Consider the following 25,847-nt stretch of genomic DNA (forward strand, 5'->3'; position numbering starts at 1 on the left):
AAGTATAGCCCTCGAAGGGCAGGAAACTATGCTGCAGAGCCCTCCCTGGGGCATTCGGTTGTTAGACGCAAAAGAACTCGCAAAGGTATTTCGGCACCTTGTTGCAGGCAAATCGTTCTGCATCTTTGTGATGGCATGCGTTGCTAGAGCGGATGCTTCGAGACCGGTGAAGATAAGGGCAGGAGCTCGGTGACCAATATGCCTAGCAGAATCAGGAGAGCTCCGACAAACGAGCGGGAACCGAACTGTTCGCCCAGGAAGAAAAAAGAGGTCAGCCAGGCGAAAACCGGCTCCAGGGTAAGCAAAAGCGCAGTGTGGGACGGAGAGAGATGTCGTTGGGCCCAACTCTGGATGGTGAAGGCGGCGGCTGTCGCGAAAAGTCCGGTGACAGCGAGAGCCACGATCACCCGTGGCGTCATAGAGAAATAAATAGGTCCGCCCAACGACAGCGTGGCCCCCATGACTAACGCGGCGAAGAGGATCTGCAGCGTCGCAAGTTGCGGGATGGGAACTTGCGGTGAAGTGTGAGCCAGGGCGATAAGATGTCCTGCAAATGCAATTGCACAGAGCAGGGTAAGCAGATCTCCAACGCCGACGGAAGTGATGAGATTTGACCAGGTTGTACCTGTTGGAGTCGTGAGAAACATGAGGCCGGCAAAGGCGAGAAACGCTCCCAGGAGCGTGGCAATACCCGGAGCGGGGGCCGATGCAGGACGTACTACCGGAATCGCAGTAAGCAGGGGGACGATGACGACGACCAGGCTAGTAATAAAAGCAGACTTTGACGCCGTCGTTCGAGCCAGGCCTGCAGTTTGAAACTGATATCCGGCAGCAAGGAATAAACCAACGATAGCCCCGGATGCGATGGTCCGTCTTGGGATGTGCCGGAGATGGCGACGATTTAGGAAGATCAGCGCGAGCGCGGCCACACTCATGCGAAGGAAATTGAAGAGTAAGGGAGCCGTATCCTTTAATGCATCTTTGACCAGAACGAAGGTGACGCCCCAAAGGGCAACCACGGCAAGGAGCATGACGTGAGCGAGCGTGGATGGATTGAATCGGGACAAAACGTTGTCTTGAAGGCTGAGACCTCAATGATACCGGAGAGTCTCCCGTTTCAAGGGATTGAATGCATCGCCCCGTCCGAGCTCGCCGCGGTCGATTCCATCCCAAGCTGTGGCGTGATCTGCGTGGTGGCGAGCAGTAGAAGAAGGATGCGTCGCAGTGCGATTTCGCGACCGGCGGGGTCGTACCATTCTTTTAACGTATGAATGCTACCCCCCGTGCCTCCAGTACCGATGGCGAGCGCAGGAACCCCGAGCGAAAGCGGCAGGTTCGCGTCCGTCGACCCCAGGCGCAGCTCCGTGCGGAGGTTGAGGTGTCGATCGACGGCTCGAAGAGCGGCAAGCAATGCCGAGTCAGCGTGAAGTGAGGCCGCAGGGCGGTCGCCTATCGATTCAAGATGCAGCGAGGGTGGGCTGGGCAGGGATGTGAACGGCAGTATTGTATCGGCGATGATGCGGCGAATCTCAAAAGCGGCATCGCACAGCGGCTTGGACTCGCTGGAGCGAATCTCAAGCAGAGCGCTGGCCGAGGATGGGATGGAATTGACAGATGTTCCTCCTGAGATAGAACCCACGTTGAGAGTGGTCAGGGGAGAAGTGGGAAATGGCAGATCGGAGATGGCTGTCAGGGCGCGACTGAGCAGGAGAATCGGATTTGGGGTTCCGGCGTCTGACCACGAATGGCCGCCTGGTCCTTCAATCGTTATGCGATAACGCAGGCTACCGAGTGCCCGGGTTACCACGGCGGTGCCGCTGCCCTCCAAGGCGATCGCGGCACAGATACGGCTTTTGTATGGACTGTCGCCGAAGAGATGTCGCATGCCGCGCAGGTTTCCTTCACCTTCTTCGCCTACGTTGGCTGCAAAAAGAATGGTTGCCGGAGGGTTGATATGGGCGTATCGCAGGGCCGCGGCGATGGCCAGAAGCGCAGACAGACCAGCGGCATTATCGCAGACGCCCGGACCATGAATACGCGATGAATCTGCTCGCTCGACCGGGTCACACGGCGTGTCTGCAGGAAATACAGTATCGAGATGTGCCGAGAGCAGGATGACTGGCGAGGTGGATATGCAATCGTCCTCCGGGGAAAGCTCCGCCAACGCATTGCCTTCTTGGTCAAGGTGAACATTTGTAAGACCCAGGGAACGGAAATGCTCGAGAAACCATAGAGCGCGGGCCTGTTCTCCGAAGGGAGGGGCGGGGATGCGAACCATCTCCAGCAGCCATTTGTGAATCTGGGGCTGATGCAGATGCAGCCAGTGGAAGCCCCGATGGACGGGGGTGAGGGCAGCAAGGCTGGTGATGCGCTGATGGGTAGAAGCAGACATGTGTTGCTTGAAGGTTAGCGCGATTCTCCCGAGAATTTGTAATCGACTTCGAGAAGGAAAAGTCCTTGAGGCGGAGCAGTGGGCCCTGCAGCTGAGCGGGAACGGGCAGAAAGAATCGCTGAAAGGGCATCGGCTGAGGTGCGTCCGCGGCCGACATCGACGAAGGTTCCAACAAGATTGCGCACCATATGATGCAAAAATCCTGAGCCGGTTACGCGGTAGACCAGAAGTTCTGATTCACGATGCCAATACGAGGCGAAGATAGTACGAATTGCAGTTTTTTCAGGAAAAGAAAGGAATTCCTGTTCTTTACCGCGATCGCCCTGATCAGGATCGATAGCGGCAAATGAGGTGAAGTCGTGCCTGCCGATCACATGTGTGGCCGCCTGCTGCATAGCGGATAGATCAAGTGGCCATGTGCAATTCCATACGAAGGGAGCCAGCATCGGTAAGCAGATGGCTTGGGGGGCGATTCGATATTCGTAGGTTTTACGCCATGCGCCGTGGCGGGCGTGAAACTCCGCCGGAACCGCCTCCACCGTCAGAACGCGGATGCTCGAAGGCAAAAGATGGTTCAGGGCGCGCTGTAGGTTGGAGCCTGGGATGGGGGATGAAAGCGAGAAGGATGCGACCTGTCCGAGCGCGTGAACTCCTGTATCGGTGCGGCCTGAGCCCTGGGGGAGGACCGTTTCGCCCGTAATATTGTGCAGGGCCTCAGCGAGCGCGCCCTGAATCGTGGGCAGACCCGGCTGGATCTGCCAGCCGTGAAAGGACGTGCCATCATAGGCAATTGTGAGTTTCCAGTGGGGCATGAGACAGATTGGACGGTAACACAGGAAAAGGACGCAGGGTATACCGGTCTGCCAATCCAACCTGAAGCGACTAACGGACGAAGGTTGATATACTTAGCGGGTCAAGAATCAGAAATTTTTCACGGCAGCCCGGAACGAAATGGGGGATCGGTGCGTATCTCTGCCCATCTGTTCCGTTTTAAGTGAATTGAGGTAACCATCAGAGCATCATCTTTAAAGAGTCCTCAACTAGGGGCTGCGCGTCTTTAGAAAGACACTGTACAAAGAATAAGAACCGCTTTTACCTGTCGCCGGTCGTAATGGGCCCGACAAGAGAAGTTATCCCGGTGAGCCCTCCGAGCGCAGGGGGAGTGCCCGGTTCGGAGTCAAAGAGAAGGTTTTGGAGATCGCATCGTGAGATTAAGGGATATGCAGGCGGCAGCGAGCATCGGACTGCTGCTGATGAGCATGAGCACACAGCCGCTGATGGCGCAGCAGACCAACGTACAGCCCCAGACGAATCCGCAGCCCCAGACCCAGACCAACCCAACCACTCCGGCCCCACAGCAGCCGGTGGTGACGGACACGACGGGAACGCCGGGCCTTCCACAGGCGCCCCAGCCTAAACCGACCGAGCCCTTCTATCTGCGGGACACGATCGTGGATTACACCAAGCCGAAGAGCCATTTCTGGAACCCGCTTGCTCCCTATACCGCAACCAACGTTCCTCAGGCGCGGTTGGGCAACACGCCACAGCTGGATCAGCTCCTGCGCGACGGCAAGCTCTACCTGAGCCTGAATGATGCGGTCACCTTGGCGCTCGAGAACAACTACGACATCGAGATCGCTAGGTTGAACCTGGATATCGCAGACACCGATATCCTCCGGACCAAAGCTGGCGGCACCATCCGCGGTGTCAATACAGGAGTGGTACAAGGCACGATCGGCGGAACGACGTCAACGGTTTCGGCCGGCGGAGGCCCCGGCGGAACATCCACCGGAGCTGGCGGCGGAGCAGCGGGTGCTCAAGGTATCGTTCTGAGCACCAACGGTGGCGGACCCCTCCCTACAAATCTTGATCCATTGCTTACGGGGACGTTGCAGTATGAGGCTGCAAACACGCAACAGTCAACCACGTTCATCACTGGTACGAATACTCTCAGCCAGAATACTGGCTCGTATAATTTCGGATACCAGCAGGGATTCCTGACAGGTACCCTCTTCAACGTCACCTTCAATAATTCCCGGACGACAACAAATAACATCCGTTCGACCTACAGTCCGCAGGTCAACTCGCTCTTTCAGGCGAAGGTGACGCAGCATCTGCTGCAGGGTTTCGGCCCGGGACTCAATGGTCGTCTCATGCTTCAGGCAAGGAACGATCGGCGTATAACGGATTCTGCCTTCCGCCAACAGCTGTTGTTCACAGTTACCCAGGTAGAGGATATTTACTGGGGTCTGGTTAGCGCCTATGAAGACGAGCAGGCGAAAGAACGGGCGCTGGCACAGTCGACCCAGTTGACAGCTGACAATCGAAGACAGCTCGAGATCGGAACGTTGGCTCCCTTGGATGTTGTGAACTCGGACTCGGCAGTTGCAACCGACAAGCAGGCATTGGTCGCCTCGCAGACCAACCTCGAATATCAGCAACTATTGATGAAGCAGGCAATCGCCCGCAACCTGAACGATCCACAACTCTCGAATGCACCCGTCATTCCGACGGATCGCGTGGGTCTGGATCGGCTTCCCGAAGAAGACACGCCGATCGAAGATCTCGTGCGCCAAGCCTATGCCAACAATCCCCAGATTGAGCAGGCTACGTTGAACATGAAGAATAACGAGATTACGATTAAGGCCTTCAAGAATAATTTGTTGCCGACTGTAGATGCGTATGCTTTCTATGGCGGATCGGCGCTGGGCGGATCGCAGAATCCAAATCTCAATTGTGATCAGGCTGGTCCTGGAGTTTGCCCTGTTGCTTCCGTTGGGTATCGAGATGTGTTCTCGAACGCTTTCAACAACTCTTTTCCAGATAAAGGGGCTGGCGTCAACATTAGCATTCCGTTGCGCAACCGCATCGCGCAGGCGGACCAGGCGCGGTCGCAGATGGAGTATCGTCAGTCGCAGATGCGGCTGCAACAGCTCTACACGCAGACCCGCATCAATGTGATCAACGGTCAATATGCTTTGACCAACGACCGTGCCCAGGTGCAAGCCGCGCAGGCTGCGCGGGATTTTGCATTGCAGAGCCTCGATGCCGAACAGAAGAAGTACAAACTGGGAGCGTCCACAACCGCATTGGTTCTTCAGCAGCAGAGGAACCTGGCAGTTGCCGACAACAACCTGATCTCGGCAACAGCGCTCTACGCAAAGGATCGTGTGGCGCTTGGACAGCTTCTCTCCACTCTCCTGGACAAGTACAACATCAACATCGTGGATGCGGCGACCGGGAATATCTCCCACCCGCTGGCGATTCCAGGACTTACCCCACCAAAAGCGCCGGAGACGCCGAAGCCTATCTCGGCAACTCCATCCGCTCCTCCGCAGTAAGCTGAGAGCTATACCTGTAAAGAGCCCGGACAATGTCCGGGCTCTTTTGTTTGCGTGTGAGGGCAGTAGCTTCGAATAAGGTGAATAACGCTGCTGCACTACACTGGAAGTATGAGTGAAGGACACAAGACCGCATCGGAAAACGGCCTCGCAAACGCAGCATCAGCCTATCTGCGATCTGCAATACATCAGCCAGTGAAGTGGCACGAGTGGGGCGAGGAGGCATTTGCGCGTGCCCGCGCAGAGGATAAGCCCGTCCTACTGGATATTGGCGCCGTGTGGTGTCACTGGTGCCATGTCATGGACCGTGAGTCCTACGAAAATCCCGAGACGGCGAAGTTGATCAACGAACATTTTGTCGCGGTGAAGGTTGATCGTGACGAACGTCCTGACGTGGATACCCGTTATCAGGCTGCTGTCTCGGCCATCAGCGGACAGGGAGGATGGCCGCTGACAGCTTTTCTTACTCCTGATGGGAAGCCTTTCTTCGGTGGAACCTATTTCCCACCCGAGGATCGGCATGGTCGACCTGGACTCCCGCGCGTTCTGCTGACGATGGCGGAGGCCTTTCAACAGAAACGCGGCGAAGTAGACGACTCAGCGGGCAGTGTAATGGCTGCGATTGAACATAATGAGTCATTTATGGGACGCTCCGGCAATCCCGGGCCAGAGTTGGTTAGCAAGCTTATCGAGTCAGCGTTGAAGCAATTCGACGCGCGATCCGGAGGCTTCGGTTCGCAGCCGAAGTTTCCCCACTCGGGTGCTATCGACCTACTGCTCGACGTAGCTTCGCGAGCCTCGTCGCTCGCAGCACCCGCGACAGCCGACCAAGCTAAGACAGCGGCACTGGTAACCCTCGAAAAAATGTCTCGGGGAGGAATCTACGATCATCTCGCAGGCGGATTTCATCGCTATTCCGTGGATGACCACTGGGTCGTGCCTCACTTTGAAAAAATGGCATATGACAACAGCGAGTTGTTGAAGAACTACGTTCATGCCTTTCAAAGCTTTGCAGAGCCGCAGTGCGCGCGGGTAGCGAATGAGATCGTTCGTTGGATGGATGAGTGGCTCAGTGACCGTGAGCGAGGAGGATTTTATTCGTCCCAGGACGCCGATTTCTCGCTGGACGATGACGGAGACTACTTTACCTGGACGCAGGACGAAGCAGAGGAAGTTCTAACCCCCGAAGAATTTGTGATGGCCGGGACGTTTTACGATATCGGCGAGATCGGGGACATGCACCATAACCCGGCCAAGAATGTGCTGCATATTCGTAAGCCGTTTGAAAGTATCGCGATGGCCAACGGCATTGCTTTCGATGTGGCGAAGGATCTGCTGGCTTCCGCAAAGAAGAAGATGTATGCAGCGCGCCTGAAGCGGCCGACACCATACATCGACAAGACGATGTATGGTGGCTGGAATGGCATGTGCATCTCCGCTTATCTTGAAGCGGGGCGAATCCTGGACATGCCCGACGTCCTGGACTTTGCTCTGAAATCTCTGGACCGCGTTCTTTCCGCCGCGTGGGATCCGGCTCAGGGAATGGCGCACGTCGTGTCCTATGGTGAGGGGATGGCCCGCCAGCGGGTCGCGGGCACTCTTGAGGATTATGCCTTCATAGGTAACGCAGCACTCGACGCCTGGGAAGCGACCGGAGAATTACGTTATTACGATGCAGCACAAGCCATCGCTGAAGCGCTTGTTGCCCGCTTTTACGACAACGTAGGTGGAGGCTTCTTCGACACAGAACCGGCTGGTGATGGCAAGGAAAAGCTGGGAGCGTTGACTGTTCGCAGGAAGCCCCTGCAGGATTCTCCGACGCCAGCTGGAAATTCAGTTGCAGCAACCCTGCTGCTTCGCCTTGAGGCCCTTAGCGGTCGTGATGATTACGCCGCCAAGGCTCTGGAGACTCTGGAGACCTTTGCGGGAATCGTAGAACATTTCGGCCTCTATGCTGCCAGCTACGGCCTCGCATTACAGCGCATGGTGAAGGCTCCTGTACAGGTCTGTGTCATTGGCGATGATGCACAGGCTGGCCAGCTTGAGACAGTTGCGCTGGCCCGTTACGCAGTCAACAAGAGCGTAATTCGGCTGCGAAAAGAACAGCTCAGTGCTTTACCTCCCGCACTGGCGGAAACGCTTCCACATCTTCCGGGCTTGAAGGATGCCGCCGCCGGTAGCATCGCCGTCGTCTGCACGGGAAAAGGATGCCTGCCTCCCGTAGGGACAACAGACGAGTTGGTCGATGCGCTCAATCAAACTTTGTAGGCTGTAGAAGGTGGACGAGTCGAAACGATCGTCCACTTCAGGCGGCCATCACGAAGGTTTGGGCTATCCGCCAAGGGTGGGTGCTGCAGGGGGAGCCGTCGGATCAGCTTTCTGCTGCATCACCAGCATGTTTGACGAGATACCGAGAGGAACCCCCTCTTTCTCGAAAGCTAAAATAATTCGTCGGCGAAGTTCACGCAACACACCGTCACGCTGGTTTGCGCGGACCCGAATGTTGACTGGATAAATGACTTCACGACCTCGGATCTCATTAACTCCGACAATCTCCGGGTCGGAGATGACTACATCCTTGAAGGCAGGATCTTGGCGAACCTCATCTGCTAGCTTACGGAGAATCTCCATGACGCGATCAGGGTTGGCGCTGGCATCAACCGAAACCGGAAGCTGAGCGACGGAGAAGTCACGCGACTGGTTGGAGACGGTCGCGATCTGACTGTTAGGAATGACGTACAGGGTGCCATCGCCATCACGTAGACGGGTACTGCGCAATGAGAGGTCTTCAACCGTACCTTTTAGCCCTGCGATGGATACGACCTCACCGACGTTATATTGGTCCTCAAGCAGGATGAAGATGCCGTTTAGCATGTCCTTGAAGATCGATTGTGCTCCAAGACCGATGCCTACACCGAGGATTCCCGCAGAGGCCAGAAGTGGCTCGTAGGGGATGCCAAAGATGGTCAGGACCTGCAGAAAGGCAAGAAAACCGATGATCCCATAGGAGGTTGCGCGCAGGAGAGACGCCACGGTCCGCATTTGTGCGGCCCGATGGAAGTTGCCAACCTGCTGACTGGCCCTCACCTGGAGCCGTTTCACGAAAAATCGGACGATCCGCAGCAAGACAATTACGATAACGAGAACTGCGATAAGCTTCGGTGCCTTGTCACGAATAAAGACGACGATGTACTGATGCCAGTCATGGGTGGAGACATAGGAAAGGCGTTCTTCCTGAGGTATTCCTTGCAGGGTCACGGCCAGATGGAGCATGATACTGGCATCCTCGCTTTCGCGCTGGGTTCTTCCTCCAGCATGCAGGAACTCTCGGGCTGAATGCAATGCGCCAAAGCGAGAAAGGAGGCCACACATGAAAGGACTCCGGTTGACGAGCCTATGGCTTTTCCTGGCGATGGGAGCTTCATTCGTAATTGGTCAGGGTCAACGCCAAGGCAACTCTCTGCCCCCAATTCAGGCGCCTTCTTCTCAGAGATCGAATTTTCCTCCGATAGGGGGAATGGGACCGATGAATGCCGGCGATCCCTCGGGAACCCCGGACATTCTTAGCTCTCGTGTCGCTGAGCAGCAGGCCCGCTCCCGAAATAGTGAACGGCAGAAACGTCTGGAATTGGATACGGATAAGCTGGTGGGCCTGGTGAACGATCTCAGGCAACAGGTTGAAGACGAGAAAAAACTTTCCCCAGCGGATTTAAGCAAACGTGCTGAAGAGATCGAGAAGCTGGCAAGAAGCGTCAAAGACCGCATGAAAGGCTAACCTGAGCTCAGGGGTGGAAGTCTGCAGCCACGTTTACCTGAGGAAAGGGGAGGGTGGAAGTTCCTGGCGTCGCAGTGGATCGGAGTGTATCAATAATTGTAGAGGCACTCCAGTCTGGATGCGCCGCGCGCAGCAAAGCAGCAGCACCGGCTACCAGAGGGGCAGAGGCACTGGTTCCGATAGCCTGAACATAGGCCATATGGCCAAGGTTGAAGCAGCCGAAACTGTGTGACGTATCCGAGGGCAATCCGGACGCAGTGCCGGGAAGCCCGGAGCTGCAGGCCCCGCGGACCCATCCGCTGACATCCATATCGCCCCCGAGGGATAGCTTCCGCCCGGTGCGGCGACGGCATCGAGAGCGGATCCATAGTTGCTGTAGTATGCGAGGGATGACGGCCCGGCGACACAGACAGATCCGACGTTGACATTTTCACTGCAGGCAGGATTTGTCGAGGCAACTACTGCAAGCACGCCGCGGGACTGGGCGGGAATTTCGATATATCGCGAATTGGCGAGATTGGTCGCATCGTTTCCAGCCGCCGCCACAAGCACGGTTCCTGCCTGAGCGGCGGCATACGTGATACGGTCGAAGACCGTCTTCGTTCCAGCTCCATCTCCTGTTGAAAGGTCAATCATGGTGCCGAGCGACATGGAGACAACGTCGGCATGGTTCGCGATAGCATCATCCATTCCCTGGATTACCCAGCTCAGTAAACCGCTTGCCTCTCCGGCATTGCAACGAGCCACATCGCTGGCGCCGCTTGCAGCTGGCATGCGTTCCAGAACCTTGATACTTATCAGCGTTGCCGCTGGAGCGACGCCCACCGTCCTGCCCGTTGAAGGACCAAGCGCACCGGCTGCAAGCGAAGCAGTCCATGTTCCATGCCCATCCTGATCCTGCGGTGAGCCATCGTCGCATACGCTCGGCAGCTCGACAGGATTGACTTCGGAGAGGTTGAGTGCGAGATTTGGGGCAATATCAGGATGCGAAGCGTCAACGCCGCTATCCAGAATCGCGATCCGGACGCCTTTTCCTTTCGTGATATCCCACGGACCATGATTCGGGCCTCCCGGAATGTCGGCGCCATAGCCTCCCACCTGGCGAACCGCCCATCCTTGCGGAGAGTTGTAGTAGTTGTCAAAAGTCGCCGTCCCTACCGTAACGGAGAAAACCGGACGAGTGACCGGCCTCACTTGAAGGTGATGCGCGGTTACGACCCGGTCATGCAGGACATATTCCACATCGGGCTGTGCCGCCAACTGCCGCATGGCAGCCTGATCCTCTTCTGCAGCACCCTGAGTGGAAGGACCCGAGAGCCTCGAAAAGACGGTGCGCTGAAGCGTTTCACCCGCGGCGATTCCAAAACGAGGATGCCGCTGCACCATGTGCGCACCGACAGCCTGCGCGCGGGCACCTGCGTCGGCCGGAATCCTGCCGTCCCGATACACAACAAGATACCGATTTGGAATTACATTGCCTCCGTCATGAGTCAGCGATGACTGCGCATCAAGCCTCGATCTTGTCCAGACCAGAGCGCAAAGGAGGAAACGGGAAAGCAGGGAAGAGCACACAGCGACACCTCAAATCCATGGACTGATCTCCAGATCGGCGGAAAAAGAAAATTGCCGTAGCCAAGCCCGGCGAATGTGCTATTACTTTGGTTTATCAAGCAGGGTCTGGTCTAAAGATTGCATCCGACCTCACATTGACCCTGTTTGGGCCCACATGCTCTAATTGGCCGCTCTGCGGAGCAAACCCAGGAAAGTCCGCTGACTATGTAGTTTGCTGATTCAAGGAGACCTTTGCATGCATGTAGTAAGCCTTTTGGCTATGGCGTTTCAAGAGCAGGTTCCTTACACGCCTGCGACGGGAGATGGAAGTGATGGACGGTTTTGGCTCTGGATTGCGCTTTCGGTAGGAGTTCTGGCGCTGGTTGCAGCCCTGGCTCTGGCCCGCACGGTGATCGCCGCCGATACGGGAACGGCGGATATGCAGGTCATTTCCAACGCGATTCGAGAAGGTGCGGAGGCTTTTCTCAAACGCCAGTACCGTACGATCGGCGTCATCGCGATCGTAATTGCCGTGGTGCTTTTTATAGGCTTTCACATGTCGGACCGTACCTCGCCCTATGCCTTGAAGATGGTGCTCAGCTTCCTTACAGGAGCGATCTGCTCGGCGCTGGCGGGATACACCGGCATGTACTGCTCCATCCGGGCGAACATTCGCACCGCCTCCGCTGCCAGGAGCAGCCTGAACCAGGCGCTGCAGATGGCTCTGCGTGGCGGGGCCGTGACTGGGTTGGTCGTGGTGGCGCTCTCCCTGCTCGGCATCGGCGTGCTGTTTCTTCTTTTCGGCGGCCTTGAGAATCCAAGGGCTGTGCCGTATCAGCTCGTAGGCTTCGGCTTCGGGGCATCGTTGGTGGCGCTCTTCGCTCAGCTTGGAGGAGGCATCTATACCAAGGCAGCCGACGTGGGTGCGGACCTGGTAGGCAAGGTCGAAGCAGGAATCCCCGAAGATGATCCCCGCAACCCCGCGGTCATTGCCGACCTCGTCGGAGACAATGTGGGCGACTGCGCCGGTCGTGGGGCCGATATCTTCGAATCGACCGCCGCGGAAAATGTAGGCGCGATGGTCCTGGGCGCGGCCTTGTATCCGGTCTTCGGCATCAAGGGAATCCTGTTTCCTCTCATTGTCCATGCGATCAATCTGATCGCCAGTATTGCCGGCGTCTTCGTCGTGAAATGCAACGAGCAGGAAGATCCCATGCACGCACTCAATCGAGGCTTCTATCTCACCTCGGGGCTGGCGCTGCTCGGGTTTGCCGGCGCCGTCTATACCATGCTGAACGGCCCTGCGGTACAGCCAATCTGGTTCCTCGGCTGCGGCATCATAGGTCTGTCGACGGCATTCCTTTTCGTATGGATCACGGAGTACTACACGGAGTCCGTGTACCGTCCTGTGAAATCCATTGCCGAGGCTTCACTGACCGGACCGGCAACGAACATCATCAGCGGCCTGGCCGTTGGTATGGAGACCCCAGCCCTGCCCGTCATCGTCATCTCTGCGGCGCTTCTGTTGAGCTACTACTTCGGCGTGCGCGGCCTCGCTGGAGTCGTTGGCATCAGCGAATACGAAAAAGGCATCTATGGTACAGCTATCGCTACGATGGGCATGTTGAGCTGTGCTGCCTATATTCTGGCGATGGATACCTTCGGCCCGATCACTGACAATGCCGGTGGCATCATCGAAATGTCGCATCAGCCGCACGAAATTCGTGAGCGTACCGACAAATTAGACTCCGCTGGCAACACCACCAAGGCGCTTACCAAGGGATATGCCATCGGCTCTGCTTCGTTGGCAGCGTTTCTCCTATTCTCTGCTTATCTTGAAGAGATCAAAACGATCGTCTCTGATAAGGTCTTGAGCGCTGGCGGATATATGCCTGCGGGATGGAGCTTCACCAATATCAATCTCGCTCAGGTTCCGGTCTTCGTCGGCGCATTGCTGGGCGCGATGCTGACCTATCTCTTCAGCTCCCTCGCGATCAAGGCGGTCGGTCGAACGGCGCAGATGGTCGTTCAGGACGTAAGGGCGCAGTTCCAGGAAAATCCCGGAATTATGGCGGGAACCTCCAAGCCGGACTATGGCCGTTGCGTCAGCATCGTGACCGGAGCCGCATTGCGCGAGATGGTCGTTCCAGGCTTGTTGGCGGTTGGACTACCCGTTGCGGTTGGTCTTATCTTCCGTCACTTCAGCCCAAGCTATCATGCAAATACGACCGCCTATGCGCCAGGAACGATTCTCCCGGTTCCGGCGATCGCGGGACATATCGTCAACCTCGCTGGAGCGGAAGCCGTTGCCGGATTGCTTATGGTCGGAACCATCTCCGGAGTTCTGTTGGCTATGCTGATGAACAACGGCGGCGGCGCCTGGGACAATGCAAAGAAGTTCATTGAGACGGGACAGTATGGCGGCAAGAAGAGCGAGGCCCACAAGGCTGCGGTCGTCGGCGATACTGTGGGCGACCCTTTCAAGGACACCGCAGGGCCAAGTTTGCATGTACTCATCAAGCTGCTCGCAACGATTACCCTGGTGCTCGCCCCACTCTTTGTTTAAACGTGTGCCGCTGTAAAGGGAGCTGGCGAAATCCGGCTCCCTTTAAGCCATTCACTCCGCCAATCAGCGACAGCATCACAGATTCTGTATACCGTCTCGCGTTTAAGGAATGCAGATGAATGGTGTTGACATGATGGGGCGGAATTCGCTTGTTGCTGTGCATGCGTCGCGAGTCAATCCCTTTCCATAACCGGTACAATCTTCTTCGGGGGCGTGAAGTTCTCGTCCGCCCAGGATAAAGCTATGGTTCGACAATCGGGAAGTGGAGTTGCGGAGAGAAAGAAAGCCGCCGGCATGCTAAGCGGGACCTCGCTTACTCGCGAGCAGTTGGTTGAGTTTTACCGGCTGATGTATCTCTCGCGACGAACAGATGATCGCGAGATCGTGCTCAAGCGGCAACAAAAGATTTTCTTCCAGATATCCTGTGCGGGGCATGAAGCCTTGCTGGTGGCAGCAGGCATCGCGATGCGCCCAGGGTACGACTGGTTCTTCCCGTACTATCGCGACCGTGCAATCTGCCTCGCCCTTGGCAATACCGTTGAAGACCAACTGTTGCAGGCCATCGGAGCTGCCGATGATCCGGCAAGCGGAGGCCGTCAGATGCCTTCACATTGGTCGAGCCCAAAGCTGCATATTGTTAGCCCGTCTTCCTCAACCGCGACACAGTGCCTGCACGCTGTAGGGTGCGCTGAAGCAGGGCAATATCTCTCCAAACACCCTGAGGCGGCAAAGAAGCATGAGGGAGACTACCGCGAATTCAAAGACGTGGTCTTTCAGGGAGACGAGGTCACTTACGTTTCAATCGGTGAGGGAGCTACCAGCCAGGGAGAGTTTTGGGAGGCCCTGAATACCGCGAGCAACGGCAAGCTTCCGGTGCTCTTTGTGGTGGAAGATAACGGCTATGCCATTTCAACTCCGGTAGAGGCGAATACTCCCGGAGGAAATATCTCGCACCTGGTGGCAAACTTTCCTAACTTCCACTTCGCCGAGATCGACGGTACCGATGCGATCGCAAGCTACAACGCGATGGTAGAAGCGGTGGCGTACTGCCGGGCAGGCAAAGGGCCAGCACTCGTCCATGGACACGTCATTCGACCCTATTCGCACTCTCTCAGTGACGATGAGCGGCTTTATCGTACCGTTGCCGAGCTCGAGGCCGATGCGCTGCGGGACCCCATTTCGCGTCTGCAGATGTGGCTTCTTCGCGAAGGGGTTCTTGACGCCGACGCAATCAATCGTCTGGAGCGACAGGTCGATGAAGATGTGCAACGCGCAGCTGACAAGGCCATGATGGCCACGCTGCCCACGCCCGATACGATCCTGCGGCACGTCTACTCGGAACACCTCACCCCGATGGATGCGAAGTTCAATCGTCAACCGGAGAAGACGGCCGAACAGAGCGAGCGCACGATGGCCGACCTCATCAATATCTGCCTGAAAGACGAGATGCGTCGTGACAGCAGAATTGTCGTCTTTGGAGAGGATGTGGCCGATGCTACCCGGGATCAGCCACTGCGCGAAGGCAAGCTGAAAGGAAAAGGCGGCGTCTTCAAGCTGACCTCGGGGCTGCAACTGGAGTTCGGGAACGATCGTGTGTGGAACTCGCCATTGGCCGAGGCCAACATTGTGGGCCGCGCTATAGGCATGGCAGTGCGTGGGCTTAAACCCGTCGTCGAAATTCAATTCTTCGACTACATCTGGCCGGCGATGCATCAGATGCGCAATGAGCTCGCCGTCCTGCGCTGGAGATCGAATGACGGCTTCAGCTGCCCGCTGGTAATACGCGTGCCGATAGGGGGGTACCTCACTGGGGGCTCCATCTATCATTCTCAGTCCGGGGAGAGCATCTTTACCCACACGCCGGGCGTGCGGATCGTCATGCCTTCCAACGCGCTCGATGCTCTGGGACTGCTGCGCACCGCGATCCGATGCGACGATCCCGTGCTCTTTCTGGAGCACAAACGTCTTTATCGCGAGACCTTCGGCAGAGCCGTATATCCCGGTCCGGAATATGCGATTCCATTCGGCAAGGCCAATATCGTGCGCCCGGGAAAGGATCTCACGCTCATTACCTATGGCGCCGTGGTTCCGCGAGCCTTGCAGGCGGCGCAGAAGATTCATCGCGACAAGGGCATCGATGTGGAACTCATAGACCTGCGCAGTCTGGCACCCTATGACTGGGAGACGATCGCCGAGAGCGTGAGAAAGACCAACCGCGTGATTGTTGCTCACGAGGACATGATGAGCTGGGGTTATGGGGCCGAGATCGCCGCGCGCATCGCCGACGAGCTCTTCCATGATCTCGACGCGCCAGTGCGACGTGTGGCCGCAATGGATACCTTCGTCGCCTATCAGCCTCTGCTCGAGGATGTCATTCTGCCGCAGTCGCAGGACCTGTACGAGGCCATTGAGAATCTCGCAGCGTTTTAGGGAGCATTCGAGCGAAGCCCGAACCGCGATCTCACAGGGGCGAAACTTCCTTACCCAAACTGAGTTCTTAAGGAAGAAAGCTGGATGATTCAGGCGACCGATGACTTCAGGCGGCATCTGAGGAGATAACCCATGGCCCAGCCACCCGTCACGAGAAGAGGCTTCATGAAGGGCGGCGCTTTGGCGCTGGTTGGAACCTCAGCGATCCCTGGCTTCCTAGCTCGCAGTGTCATGGCAGAGATAACGACCGCTGCGGTAAGCAACAAAAAGTTGGTCGTGCTGTTCCAGCGTGGTGCGGCCGATGGGCTGAACATCGTCGTTCCCTACCGCGAGAAAAACTATTACGCCATGCGGCCCTCTATCGCCATTCGACCGGAAGAGGTTCTGGATCTCGACGGCTTTTTCGGTCTGCACCCCGCTATGGCTTCACTGAAGCCTCTGTACGATCAGGGGCATTTGGCCATCGTCCACGCAGCTGGATCGCCCGATATGACCCGCTCGCACTTCGACGCTCAAGACTACATGGAGAGCGGAACGCCGGGCGTGAAGGTCACCTCGGATGGCTGGCTTAATCGGGCTCTGCAGGCAGAGCCGCGATCCGTGACCTCCTCGCCCTTCCGTGCCGTAGCTCTTGGCTCCCAGGTCCCCCGTACCCTTGAGGGCAAGATTCCCGCCATCGCCGTGAACAATCTTAAAGACTTTGCAGTTGCTGGACGCGGCCCTCAGGCTTCGCCGATCAGCAATGCCTTCCAGGCGATGTATGACTCCAGTTCGGACTCCATACTGCACGGGACCGGACAGGAGACCTTCGAGGCTGTCAAGATGCTGCGGTCCGCCGATCCGGCAAGGTACACCCCTGCAGCGGGAGTGCTCTATCCCAACACCCAATTCGGAAACAGTCTCAGGCAGGTAGCTCAGCTTCTGAAGGCGAATCTTGGGGTCGAGGCCGCGTTTGCCGATATCGACGGATGGGATACGCACCAAAACCAAGGCAACAGCCGCGGCCAACTTGCGAATCGACTGCAGGAATTTTCCAATTCCATCGCGGCCTTCTGGCAGGACATGGGTAACGATGCAGGTAGTATCACTCTAGTTACCATGTCGGAGTTCGGCCGCACCGCTCGTCAGAATGGAACTGGGGGTACAGATCACGGTCATGCCAATGTAATGTTCGTTCTGGGGGGAGATGTCAGGGGCGGTAAGGTGTATGGCAAATGGCCCGGCCTGCAAAACGAACAGTTGAATGAAGGTCGGGATCTTGCTGTAACGACAGATTTTAGAAGTATCCTCGGAGAGGCCGCATCTCGCACGCTCGGCTGCAGAAATCTCGATTTGGTCTTCCCAGGCGAATCTCTTGCCAAGGCCAATTTTCTGGGAATTCTCGCCTGAAGCCGAGCTGTCAGAGATTTACGTAAATTCTATTTTTAGAATAATGATTTATCTCATCTTCAAAAAAATGTAAGAAACCCACACAACTTTTCATGGCTCTTGGCGTCTTAATGGATGTAACAAGAAAGCGCCGAGGCTAGCGGTTCCCACAGTTTCGGCTTCACCTATCCGCAATACAAGCTCCCTACCAAATGTAAGGCCTCCAGTGTATCGGAGGCCTTCTCGCCTTTATGACTCAGTTATTTAACTGATTACGCAAATCCAAATTTTCGATCCAGGGCGCAAACCCCGGCCCCATAGAAAAAAAGCATAAGGGCAATAACCATCAGCGCCAGAGAATACTCCGAGCCAGCATAACCATGGTGACGGTTGACCATCGCCACCGCAATCAGCATATTGATCGCGATCAGAAACGCAGCAAACCTGGTAAATAGCCCCAGAAGAACAAGAATTCCTCCCACAAATTCAGTCAGGGCGGAGACGATCCCAAGCCAGTAGGGAAATCCCAGCGCGGCGACAAACCTGCTGTGGTGTTCGATCGCCGAAAAAGCATTGCCGCCGTGGAATCCTCCTGCTGGAATTACCTTGCTATAACCGTGATAGATCATCGCGGCTCCTAGGACGAGCCGGAGTAGAAACGCCCCCCAGGGCTGCAGATTGTTAAGTGTGTTGGACATCGCTTCCGCCTTCAAAGGATGATTTGAGCGTAGCGCAGCCAGGCTCGTGTCAGCGCGGCTTTGTGCCGGAGGGTGTCGGAGAAGGCACCGTCAGATACTGATCCAGAAATCGGGTGACAGCCTCATTGAAGGCTGGACCAGAGCTTGTCGCAAGCGAAACGATGATCTTCGGATCAGCCGCCGTACGAAAGGCCACTGGGTCAGAGCTTCCTGTCGCTGCAATCAGCAGCTTTGGCCTCTGAAGTTGCGATAGAGGTTTGGCGAGCGGGAAATCTTCATGGAAGAGAAGGCCGGAGGGCAGAAACCTGAAGCGTGTATCCCGCTCGATGACCTCGCGCAGATCGGTATACGGTCGATCGAGAATCACACCCGGAATCTCTGGGTGTTCGAGAGCCAGCCTCGCCGCCAGAGAGGCCCCAACGCCAATGCCATAAGGAAGGATCGCGGTGCCTGAAATTCCGCGGATGCTTGTGAGATAGCTCCATGCAGCCTCACCATCCTCCGTCATGCGTTGCTGGCTGGGGTGGACGTTGGCGCTCTGGCCATAACCTCGATAGTCGAAGGTAAAAACGTTGAGCCCAAGATTCTGGAGAGCGGCCTGCGTAGAAGCGAAGCTTGCCTGGGGTCCATCTCCTCCAGCGAAAAACAGGATAGTCAGGTTGTTGTAATGACTTCCGGAAGCTGCTGTGAGCCACTCGCCCATGAGCTGCGGCTGCGCCGAGACGTCAGGATCGAAGCGAATCAGATTCCTGCCCGCAGGTTCCTGGCTCGCCACCTTGACGGGATGAAGCACAATCTGCCACTGACCGCGATAGAAGAGGAAACACAGCGTCAGGTAGACGCAGACGATCGCTACGGCGAAGACGGCGGCGAATGCCTTGAGCAGCCAGGCTCCCTGCACATTTGCGGTGTGGTGTTGCTGCTGGTTTGGCATCGGCGGGTCTGTTACGAATTTAGCATCTCCTTCGGTCGGCTTCGGACCCGATAGCATGGAAGGAGCGGAGGAGATTTGAAGTGGCAAAGTGGGTCAAATTGTGCGGCATCGCTGAGGCTCCCCCACCCGGAGAGGTGGCAGAGGCCGAGGCTGAGGGGGTTGCCGTCTGCCTTATCAATTTAGGCGGCGAATTATCTGCCCTGGATAACTGGTGCCCTCACCGCCGCGGGCCGCTGGGGCAGGGATGGCTGGAGAGGGACTGTGTTGTCTGTCCGTGGCACTCGTGGACCTTTCACGTGAAGACCGGTGAAGCGGAATTTCCTCCGAATGAGAAGGTCGAGGTCTTTCCTTTGCGCGTCGAAGACGACGACGTTCTGATCGATATCGAATAGCGTCTCGTCCAACCTGCCCAGACACCTTCCGTGTCGATCAACTCTTGTTATCCTTGCAGCAGCAATGGCCAATAAACCGATCGTCCTTACTATCCTCGACGGGTGGGGTTACCGTCCCGATACTCATGGCAATGCCATCGCGCTTGCGCGCAAGCCTGTCTACAACCGCCTTGTCGAAGAGTTTCCCAGCACCCTCATCCACGCCAGCGACCACTTTGTCGGTCTTCCGGACGGCCAGATGGGCAACTCCGAGGTCGGCCATCTCAATCTCGGCGCAGGTCGTGTCGTCCGCATGGACATTACCCGCATCGACGAAGCGATCGCGGACGGCAGCTTCTTTAAAGATCCCACGCTCGTCGGCGCCGTCACGCTGGCCGCACAGGACAACCGCGCGCTCCACCTCCTGGGTCTAGTCTCTGACGGTGGCGTCCACTCGCAGCTGCGCCATCTCTACGCGCTTCTGCGTTTGGCTGCCCGGCACAAGCTTACCCGCGTCTACATCCATGCCTTCATGGATGGCCGCGACACCATGCCCACCAGCGGTATCGGTTATCTCGAGGCACTGGAACAGCAGATTCGTGAGATCGGTGTCGGCCAGATCGCCTCGGTCTCCGGACGCTACTTTGCGATGGACCGAGACCTGCGCTGGGAGAAGGAGCGTCAGGCCTTCGACGCGATGGTCACCGGCACGCCGCAGGGAGGAACCTATACCGATCCTCTGGCCCATGTCCGCGAACTCTACAACAACGAAATTACCGACGAGTTCATTCCGCCTTTCACTGTCATCGACCAGCATGGAGCTCCCGTCGGCCCCATCTGCTCCAACGATGTGTGTATCTGTTTCAACTACCGTGCCGACCGTGTCCGCCAGATTACACGCGTCCTGGGGCGCAACTGCGATGTTCCCGGTGGTCTGACTGTAAACAACGCTCTCGATCTTCCCAATGCCGCCGAGCTCGACCTCGAGATTCCGCGCACCGAGGTTCCATCGAACATTCACTACGTGTGCATGACGCGGTACGACAAAAACTTCACGGTTCCTGTCGTCATCCCGCCCGAGTCGATGGATAACCTCCTGGCCAACGTCATGGCTGACGCCAATCTGCGCAACCTGCGGGTCGCCGAGACGGAGAAGTACGCGCACGTGACCTATTTCTTCAACGGCGGCATCGAGAAGCCGTTTCCCGGCGAAGACCGCGTCCTGATCCCATCCCAGAAGGTGGCGACCTACGATCTCGCTCCTGAGATGTCAGCGGCGGGAATCGCCGACGCTGTCGTGAAGGCCGTCAACGACACTGCCTTCGATGTCATCATCGTCAACTTCGCCAACGCCGACATGGTCGGGCATTCGGGAAGAATCGAGCCCACCGTTCGCGCCGTCGAAACCATCGATACCGAGTTGGGCCGTGTCTACCAGGCCGTCAAGCAACGCGGTGGGGCATTGCTGGTCACGGCGGATCACGGCAACGCCGAGCTTCTCATCGACCCGGTTACAGGCGGTCCGCACACCGCTCACACCACCAACCCGGTTCCGTTCATCCTGGTCACGGACGAGCGCGACACCAGCCATCATGCCATTCTTCGACCGGGAGGAAGCCTGCGCGACATCTCGCCGACGATCCTGAAGCTGCTCGGCCTGAAGAAGCCGCACGAGATGACGGGAGACGACCTGCAGAACGGCTAATTTTTTTCCCGGATTATGCTGGCTCCCTCAGATTTTGAGGTGGGGTGATTCGCTGTTGACCAACCCTCCCCCCTGCGGGTTTGGTGCAAAGTCTTCATGGGAAAAGGCTTAGCCTTGGACTTAGATCGTAAAGTATTCATGAAAAGAGGGTTGCAGGTAAAGTATTGATAATAATACTGCTAGATGGGGTTCTTTGCAGGTTCTCTCATTTCGCTCCAATGAAATTAGCTGCGACCCGAACAAAATACAGGGATTCCTCGACTCCGCTGCGCTCCGCTCGGAATGACGGATATTTTTTGTGGGCGGTTATTTTCGTAGACCGATACTTGCAGACAGATATTTGTAAGAAAGTAATGGTTAAAAACAAAGAGCCCGGATAGGATCCGGGCTCTTCTTGCGTTCTCTCTTTAGTATATCGAAAGCGCATAAACTCTTATGCAAGTGTATATGCTTTATTATGTTCTACTTACGTAGATATGAGCTTGACAGCTCTGTTTAGCTCAGAAGTTTGACCACACCGTCAGGTGTCTTAGTAAATCCATGAATTACCCGGCCTGTGTGGTCCAGGTGCAACAGAGTCAGCTTATCCGGAGCGATCTGAAGATGGCTGAAGCCGTAGACCTTTGCCGCATAAGGACCACGCTGGGCCTCTTCGATCTTCAGGGTGTAGAGATCCGCTCCTCCGCCGCCGGATAACACAAACGAGGTCGGGTGCCCTTCGAACTCCAGGTGCTGCATGTCGTGATCGTGACCGGCGAAGTAGAGGTGCGCCTTGTGCTGCCGCAACAGCGGCTCCCAATCGGCAAGGAGCACTTTATGATCGCCGTGCGGGCCGTTGGAATAGATCGGGTGATGGGCTATCACGATGAGATAAGGCGTATGCCGAGGCTTCTCGAGCTCAGCTTTCAGCCAGCTAAGCTGCTCGGCCTGTTCCTCCGGCGTGAGCGTGAAGTTCACACCTGAGGCCTGCGGACCTTTCGGGTGGGGCATGTTGCTGTCGAGTGCGATCACCGTCACCAGAGGCTGTGCGGAAGGGAATTCGAAGCTGTACCAGCGCGAGGGCATGATCCAGCGGGTTCCGTCTTTTTTCGCGTAGGCAAGCTCAGCGTCAACCTTGCTTTCCGGCATACGCTGATAGTCGTGATTTCCCAGCACGGCATAGGCGGGGCAATCGAAGTCCGCCTTCGGATACATGTCTTCGAACTGCGTCTTCCAGCGGGGAGAATCCACTCCGCCGGGAAGCTCACCGTACCAGTTGTCTCCCAGCATCAGCAGGGCATCCGGCTTTAGCCGATGCTCGCGGACATAGGCCTGCATCGCAGCGGCGACGGTCTTCTGTGCGGCGAAGTTTTCGTAGCCCCAGTCTCCGACCATGAGCCATTGCAGCCCTTCCGACTGTCCGTGAGGTTTGGCAAGCGAGGGGAGGGAACCAAGCCCCGCAAGCGCGCTGAAAGCAAAACTTTGACGAAGAAATCCACGACGACTAAGAGCCCCATTCATGGTGCGTTTATACCATCACGAGATGAAATTCGATTAAAACAGGCTGGTGCTGGAAGGCAGGGTTTCCTAATTCCAACGTTCTGCAAGGTCCGAGCGAAATACAGGGATTCCTCGGCTCGCTACGCTCGCTCGGAATGACGTTTTATTTTGGGCTAATTGCGGCTACGTGGGGAGGCTATTCCCAGAGGATGTTCTGCTAAATTTTGCGGAAGCAATTTCGTGAGGAAGCCAGCTGTCTAACCTCGCGCCAACATCCGAGAGTGCTAAAGTTCGCGGCGACCTTCGAGTGCGCGAGACATGGTGATCTCGTCGGCGTACTCAATGTCGCTGCCGGCGGGAACTCCTGTGGCTATCCGCGTTACCTTGACGCGAGTGTCGATGTGCCGGATCTCTTCGGCCAGATAGCGCGCTGTTGCCTCGCCCTCCGTTGTCGGCGAGGTTGCGAGAATCACCTCATCCACTGCGGAAAGCCGCGTCATCAGGTTTGCGATTCGAAGCTGCTCCGGCCCTACGCCTCCGATCGGGGACAGCGTTCCATGCAGCACGTGATATACGCCTGCGAAGCTTCGCGTCTTTTCGATGGTGGCGATATTCGTTGGTTCTTCCACCACGCAGACCAGCCTTTGATCGCGTACCGCACTGGTGCAGTAGCTGCACGGATCCACGTCCGTGATGTTGTTGCACACGGAGCACAATCGCAGCCGGGCCTTCAGTTCGCGAATCGCTCCCGCGAGCTTTTCCGCATCGTCCGCCGAGGAGCGCAGCACGTGGAACGCAAGCCGCTGCGCGCTTTTGGTGCCGATGCCCGGAAGCTTGCGAAGCTCGTCGATCAGCCGCGTCATCGGCTCGGCAAATCGCGCCACTAGCCCAGCCCCGGGAGGTTGAGCCCGCCCATCATGCCGGCTACGTTGGCCTTCATGGCTTCGTCGGCGCGGCGTCCGGCTTCATTGATCGCCGCGGCGATGAGGTCTTCCAGAAGCTCCAGATCGCTTCCTGCGCTTCCGACGGCGGAGGGTTCGATCTTTAACCGGAGAACCTCTTTTTTACCATTCATCCGCACGGAGACCACTCCGCCGCCGGTCGAGGCCTCAACGATCGTCTCGGCAAGCTTGCGCTCCATCTGCTCCTGCATCTGGCGCGCCTGTCCCATCATGTCTTTCATCTTTGCCAGGTCAGAGAAATCCATATCCAATCCTCGTAAGTTCTAGTCGTTGTCGCGCAGGTCGATCACATTGCGAATCTCGGCGTTGAACAGCCGCTGCGCCTGCTGCACGACAGGGTGGTCCATGGCCTTTGCCTGAGCGCTTCCGGTCTTTGCCGCCCTTGGCTTTTTGGAGGCCGCCGTCTTTGCCGCCCCCGGCAGCAGCACCAGCTTCCATTGAGCCGCACCGGCGCTTCTCAACGCGGCACGAACGATGCGATCAGCATCCGCGTTGATTACCATGGGAAGCATAGTCTTCGAGAGCTCGGTCTGCACGCGAAGCTCGTCGCCGGTGATGGTCCACTCCGCGTCGGCAAGTGCATCCGCTGCCGAACCCTGGCTTTTGGCTGCGCTCAGAGCTTCTATCGCAATGCGCTGCAGACCTTCTGCAGACTGCTGAGCATCCGTTGCTGGTTCTGATCGTTCTTCTGAACTTGTTACCGGTGAGGCCTCGGGTTCGAGCGTCGCAGTGGGAACCGCGCCCATCCCCAACAGTTCTGCGGCGACCTCGACTGCCGAAATTTCGGAGACAGGATCTGTCTCGACGATGGAAACCATCGGCGTGGAGGGTGGTGGTTGAGTCTGGACCAGAACCTCTGGTTGCGGGTTGACCTTTGGTGCTGGAGGAACAGGAGCCGGTTCGAAGCTCTTCCTACTATTGCTGGATGCGAAGGGAGAGAAGGCAGGCTTAGGAGGAGCCGCGGTCGCCGAGGCGGGAGCTGGCGAGGGCGTTGCGCGCGAGACCGGCGCTGTTGGCGTTGAGGGTGGCGTGGACGTCGAACGCGCGCGCGGAGGCGTTGATCCTGATGAGCCGCCCGTTACCGGAAACCGGCTCAAGAGCTCCTCTACGGGCAACAGCCGTTGCAGGTGGACCAGCTTCAGGAGGCCAAGCTCGAAGTGAAACCTCTGTTCCTGCCGATATCCCAGCTCGTCGAAGGTTCGCAGCATCACCTGAAGAAAGCGCGTCAACTCCTCCTCGGTGAAGAGTGCCGCAGAACGGCCTGCACGCTTCTGCTCATCGGCAGAGATCTGCAGAAGCTCCGTCGATCCTCCGTCCGCCTCTACACCGGCGATTTTCGCGATGACGCAGTTGCGTAGATAGCGCACGAACTGCCGAGCCAGTTGTGCCGGGCTGTTGCCCGCATCCAGCAGGTCGTTGGCTATCGTGATGACCTCGGCGCTGCGGTTGGCATCGATGGCTTCAAGGACGCGCTCGAAGACAGCGTTCGGAACCGTGCCCATCAGCTCCCGGATCTGGGAGGCGTCGAGCCGTGGCCGGCCATCTTCCACCGGAGCGCTGGCGATGGCCTGATCCATGATGGACAGGGCATCGCGCATGGACCCATCGCCTGCCTCGGCGAGAAGGGCCAGGGCGGCATCGTCGGCCTCCACCCCTTCGTGTGCGGCGATTCCCTTGATCTGCGCCAGAATATCGACCAGCTTCACGGCGTGAAAGCTGAAGTGCTGGCAGCGTGAGCGCACCGTCTGGGGAATGTCTTCCGGCTGAGTGGTCGCCATCATGAAGACGATGTGGTCCGGCGGCTCTTCGAGCGTCTTGAGCAGGGCATTGAAGGCGGCATCGGTAATCTGGTGCGCCTCATCGAGGATGTAAATCTTGTAACGATCGCGCGCGGGGCGGTATCTTGCCGCATCGCGCAGCTCGCGGATTTCATCGATGCCGCGATTGGTGGCGGCGTCGATCTCGATCACGTCAACGGCGTTGCCGGCGCGAATCTCCACGCAAGACTCGCAGACCTCGCAGGGCTCTGCGGTTGGCCGCTCGGCGCTGCCGATCGCATTGCGACAGTTCAGCGCCATCGCCAGAATGCGAGCGATGGTTGTCTTTCCGATTCCCCGGTGTCCGCTGAAGATATAGCCGTGAGCGATCCGGCCTTGCGTGAGCGCATTCATCAGCGTCACGGTTACGTGATCCTGCCCCGCGACATCGGCGAAGCGCTGCGGACGATACTTTCTTGCTAGAACCTGGTATGCCATAAACGCGGGCGGCGCTTAGC

The 25,847-nt window shown here is 57.2% G+C and carries 20 protein-coding genes; 8 read left to right on the forward strand and 12 right to left on the reverse strand.

The features are described from left to right. Window positions 1-143 precede the first annotated feature (143 nt). From AC5S26_RS23560 to truA, 3 genes are read right to left on the reverse strand one after another with little or no spacing between them, the layout of a single operon-like run. Window positions 144-1,067 (reverse strand): DMT family transporter, encoded by a 924-nt coding sequence (locus AC5S26_RS23560; RefSeq protein WP_494187396.1) that lies wholly within the window; start codon window positions 1,065-1,067, stop codon window positions 144-146. 50 nt (window positions 1,068-1,117) lie between these two features. After that, complete coding sequence (locus tag AC5S26_RS23565) at window positions 1,118-2,392, reverse strand: M20/M25/M40 family metallo-hydrolase (RefSeq protein ID WP_494187397.1); 1,275 nt, start codon at window positions 2,390-2,392, stop codon at window positions 1,118-1,120. 14 nt (window positions 2,393-2,406) lie between these two features. Next, window positions 2,407-3,204, reverse strand: coding sequence for a tRNA pseudouridine(38-40) synthase TruA (truA, locus tag AC5S26_RS23570; RefSeq protein ID WP_494187398.1), 798 nt, complete (start codon window positions 3,202-3,204; stop codon window positions 2,407-2,409). A 408-nt stretch (window positions 3,205-3,612) separates the two neighbouring features. Here truA and AC5S26_RS23575 point away from each other — a divergent pair, with 408 nt between their 5' ends. Beyond that, the gene (locus AC5S26_RS23575) at window positions 3,613-5,733 is read left to right on the forward strand and encodes a TolC family protein (protein ID WP_494187606.1); all 2,121 of its coding nucleotides are present in this window, start codon (window positions 3,613-3,615) and stop codon (window positions 5,731-5,733) included. A gap of 111 nt (window positions 5,734-5,844) precedes the next feature. Continuing rightward, window positions 5,845-8,001, forward strand: coding sequence for a thioredoxin domain-containing protein (locus AC5S26_RS23580; protein ID WP_494187399.1), 2,157 nt, complete (start codon window positions 5,845-5,847; stop codon window positions 7,999-8,001). A gap of 63 nt (window positions 8,002-8,064) precedes the next feature. On the opposite strand, the gene AC5S26_RS23585 is transcribed toward AC5S26_RS23580, so the two are convergent. Next, window positions 8,065-9,006, reverse strand: a complete 942-nt coding sequence (locus tag AC5S26_RS23585) for a mechanosensitive ion channel family protein (protein ID WP_494187400.1) — start codon at window positions 9,004-9,006, stop codon at window positions 8,065-8,067. A 253-nt stretch (window positions 9,007-9,259) separates the two neighbouring features. On the opposite strand from AC5S26_RS23585, the gene AC5S26_RS23590 reads away from it, so the two are divergent. After that, on the forward strand, window positions 9,260-9,508 hold the full coding sequence (locus AC5S26_RS23590) for a hypothetical protein (RefSeq protein ID WP_494187401.1): 249 nt from the start codon (window positions 9,260-9,262) through the stop codon (window positions 9,506-9,508). Between the two features lie 7 nt (window positions 9,509-9,515). Here the strand turns inward: AC5S26_RS23590 and AC5S26_RS23595 are convergent, their stop codons facing one another. Together AC5S26_RS23595 and AC5S26_RS23600 are read right to left on the reverse strand one after the other, a co-directional pair. Next, window positions 9,516-9,707 carry a S8 family serine peptidase gene (locus AC5S26_RS23595; protein ID WP_494187402.1) on the reverse strand — a complete coding sequence of 64 codons (192 nt, stop codon included), beginning with the start codon at window positions 9,705-9,707 and terminating at the stop codon, window positions 9,516-9,518. Beyond that, a complete protein-coding gene (locus AC5S26_RS23600; protein ID WP_494187403.1) occupies window positions 9,659-11,080 on the reverse strand; it encodes a S8 family peptidase in 1,422 nt (473 codons plus the stop codon). Before AC5S26_RS23600 ends, AC5S26_RS23595 begins: the two co-directional genes overlap by 49 nt. 235 nt (window positions 11,081-11,315) lie before the next feature. Between AC5S26_RS23600 and AC5S26_RS23605 the strand changes: the two genes are divergently transcribed. From AC5S26_RS23605 to AC5S26_RS23615, 3 genes are all read left to right on the forward strand, one after another. Further along, a complete protein-coding gene (locus tag AC5S26_RS23605) occupies window positions 11,316-13,625 on the forward strand; it encodes a sodium-translocating pyrophosphatase (RefSeq protein WP_494187404.1) in 2,310 nt (769 codons plus the stop codon). Between the two features lie 243 nt (window positions 13,626-13,868). After that, window positions 13,869-16,055 carry an alpha-ketoacid dehydrogenase subunit alpha/beta gene (locus AC5S26_RS23610; protein WP_494187405.1) on the forward strand — a complete coding sequence of 729 codons (2,187 nt, stop codon included), beginning with the start codon at window positions 13,869-13,871 and terminating at the stop codon, window positions 16,053-16,055. Between the two features lie 132 nt (window positions 16,056-16,187). Next, window positions 16,188-17,444, forward strand: coding sequence for a DUF1501 domain-containing protein (locus tag AC5S26_RS23615; protein WP_494187406.1), 1,257 nt, complete (start codon window positions 16,188-16,190; stop codon window positions 17,442-17,444). Window positions 17,445-17,695: 251 nt separating this feature from the next. Here the strand turns inward: AC5S26_RS23615 and AC5S26_RS23620 are convergent, their stop codons facing one another. Both AC5S26_RS23620 and AC5S26_RS23625 read right to left on the reverse strand, forming a co-directional pair. Next, the gene (locus AC5S26_RS23620) at window positions 17,696-18,121 is read right to left on the reverse strand and encodes a DoxX family protein (RefSeq protein WP_494187407.1); all 426 of its coding nucleotides are present in this window, start codon (window positions 18,119-18,121) and stop codon (window positions 17,696-17,698) included. A 49-nt stretch (window positions 18,122-18,170) separates the two neighbouring features. Continuing rightward, window positions 18,171-19,055, reverse strand: coding sequence for an alpha/beta hydrolase (locus tag AC5S26_RS23625; protein WP_494187408.1), 885 nt, complete (start codon window positions 19,053-19,055; stop codon window positions 18,171-18,173). An 80-nt stretch (window positions 19,056-19,135) separates the two neighbouring features. On the opposite strand from AC5S26_RS23625, the gene AC5S26_RS23630 reads away from it, so the two are divergent. Both AC5S26_RS23630 and gpmI read left to right on the forward strand, forming a co-directional pair. Further along, window positions 19,136-19,447 carry a Rieske (2Fe-2S) protein gene (locus AC5S26_RS23630; RefSeq protein ID WP_494187409.1) on the forward strand — a complete coding sequence of 104 codons (312 nt, stop codon included), beginning with the start codon at window positions 19,136-19,138 and terminating at the stop codon, window positions 19,445-19,447. A 64-nt stretch (window positions 19,448-19,511) separates the two neighbouring features. Beyond that, on the forward strand, window positions 19,512-21,131 hold the full coding sequence (gpmI, locus tag AC5S26_RS23635) for a 2,3-bisphosphoglycerate-independent phosphoglycerate mutase (RefSeq protein ID WP_494187410.1): 1,620 nt from the start codon (window positions 19,512-19,514) through the stop codon (window positions 21,129-21,131). Between the two features lie 495 nt (window positions 21,132-21,626). Here the strand turns inward: gpmI and AC5S26_RS23640 are convergent, their stop codons facing one another. From AC5S26_RS23640 to dnaX, 4 genes are all read right to left on the reverse strand, one after another. Then, window positions 21,627-22,631 carry a metallophosphoesterase gene (locus AC5S26_RS23640; RefSeq protein ID WP_494187411.1) on the reverse strand — a complete coding sequence of 335 codons (1,005 nt, stop codon included), beginning with the start codon at window positions 22,629-22,631 and terminating at the stop codon, window positions 21,627-21,629. Between the two features lie 263 nt (window positions 22,632-22,894). After that, window positions 22,895-23,494, reverse strand: coding sequence for a recombination mediator RecR (gene recR / locus AC5S26_RS23645; RefSeq protein WP_494187412.1), 600 nt, complete (start codon window positions 23,492-23,494; stop codon window positions 22,895-22,897). After that, entirely contained in the window at window positions 23,494-23,817 is a 324-nt protein-coding gene (locus tag AC5S26_RS23650) for a YbaB/EbfC family nucleoid-associated protein (RefSeq protein WP_494187413.1), read from the reverse strand. The genes recR and AC5S26_RS23650 overlap by 1 nt, the downstream gene beginning before the upstream one ends. 18 nt (window positions 23,818-23,835) lie before the next feature. Further along, a complete protein-coding gene (gene dnaX / locus AC5S26_RS23655; protein WP_494187414.1) occupies window positions 23,836-25,827 on the reverse strand; it encodes a DNA polymerase III subunit gamma/tau in 1,992 nt (663 codons plus the stop codon). Window positions 25,828-25,847: the final 20 nt, after the last annotated feature.

The sequence above is a fragment of the Edaphobacter sp. FHG110511_03 genome, from assembly GCF_059115365.1.

What these genes read in the sequence shown, in the direction of transcription:
- AC5S26_RS23565 (WP_494187397.1), bottom strand. Translation starts at nt 2,392, where the DNA reads ATGTCTGCTTCTACCCATCAGCGCATCACCAGCCTTGCTGCCCTCACC.
- truA (WP_494187398.1), bottom strand. Translation starts at nt 3,204, where the DNA reads ATGCCCCACTGGAAACTCACAATTGCCTATGATGGCACGTCCTTTCAC.
- AC5S26_RS23575 (WP_494187606.1), top strand. Translation starts at nt 3,613, where the DNA reads ATGCAGGCGGCAGCGAGCATCGGACTGCTGCTGATGAGCATGAGCACA.
- AC5S26_RS23580 (WP_494187399.1), top strand. Translation starts at nt 5,845, where the DNA reads ATGAGTGAAGGACACAAGACCGCATCGGAAAACGGCCTCGCAAACGCA.
- AC5S26_RS23585 (WP_494187400.1), bottom strand. Translation starts at nt 9,006, where the DNA reads ATGCTCCATCTGGCCGTGACCCTGCAAGGAATACCTCAGGAAGAACGC.
- AC5S26_RS23590 (WP_494187401.1), top strand. Translation starts at nt 9,260, where the DNA reads ATGAATGCCGGCGATCCCTCGGGAACCCCGGACATTCTTAGCTCTCGT.
- AC5S26_RS23595 (WP_494187402.1), bottom strand. Translation starts at nt 9,707, where the DNA reads ATGGCCTATGTTCAGGCTATCGGAACCAGTGCCTCTGCCCCTCTGGTA.
- AC5S26_RS23605 (WP_494187404.1), top strand. Translation starts at nt 11,316, where the DNA reads ATGCATGTAGTAAGCCTTTTGGCTATGGCGTTTCAAGAGCAGGTTCCT.
- AC5S26_RS23610 (WP_494187405.1), top strand. Translation starts at nt 13,869, where the DNA reads ATGGTTCGACAATCGGGAAGTGGAGTTGCGGAGAGAAAGAAAGCCGCC.
- AC5S26_RS23615 (WP_494187406.1), top strand. Translation starts at nt 16,188, where the DNA reads ATGGCCCAGCCACCCGTCACGAGAAGAGGCTTCATGAAGGGCGGCGCT.
- AC5S26_RS23620 (WP_494187407.1), bottom strand. Translation starts at nt 18,121, where the DNA reads ATGTCCAACACACTTAACAATCTGCAGCCCTGGGGGGCGTTTCTACTC.
- AC5S26_RS23625 (WP_494187408.1), bottom strand. Translation starts at nt 19,055, where the DNA reads ATGCCAAACCAGCAGCAACACCACACCGCAAATGTGCAGGGAGCCTGG.
- gpmI (WP_494187410.1), top strand. Translation starts at nt 19,512, where the DNA reads ATGGCCAATAAACCGATCGTCCTTACTATCCTCGACGGGTGGGGTTAC.
- AC5S26_RS23640 (WP_494187411.1), bottom strand. Translation starts at nt 22,631, where the DNA reads ATGAATGGGGCTCTTAGTCGTCGTGGATTTCTTCGTCAAAGTTTTGCT.
- AC5S26_RS23650 (WP_494187413.1), bottom strand. Translation starts at nt 23,817, where the DNA reads ATGGATTTCTCTGACCTGGCAAAGATGAAAGACATGATGGGACAGGCG.
- dnaX (WP_494187414.1), bottom strand. Translation starts at nt 25,827, where the DNA reads ATGGCATACCAGGTTCTAGCAAGAAAGTATCGTCCGCAGCGCTTCGCC.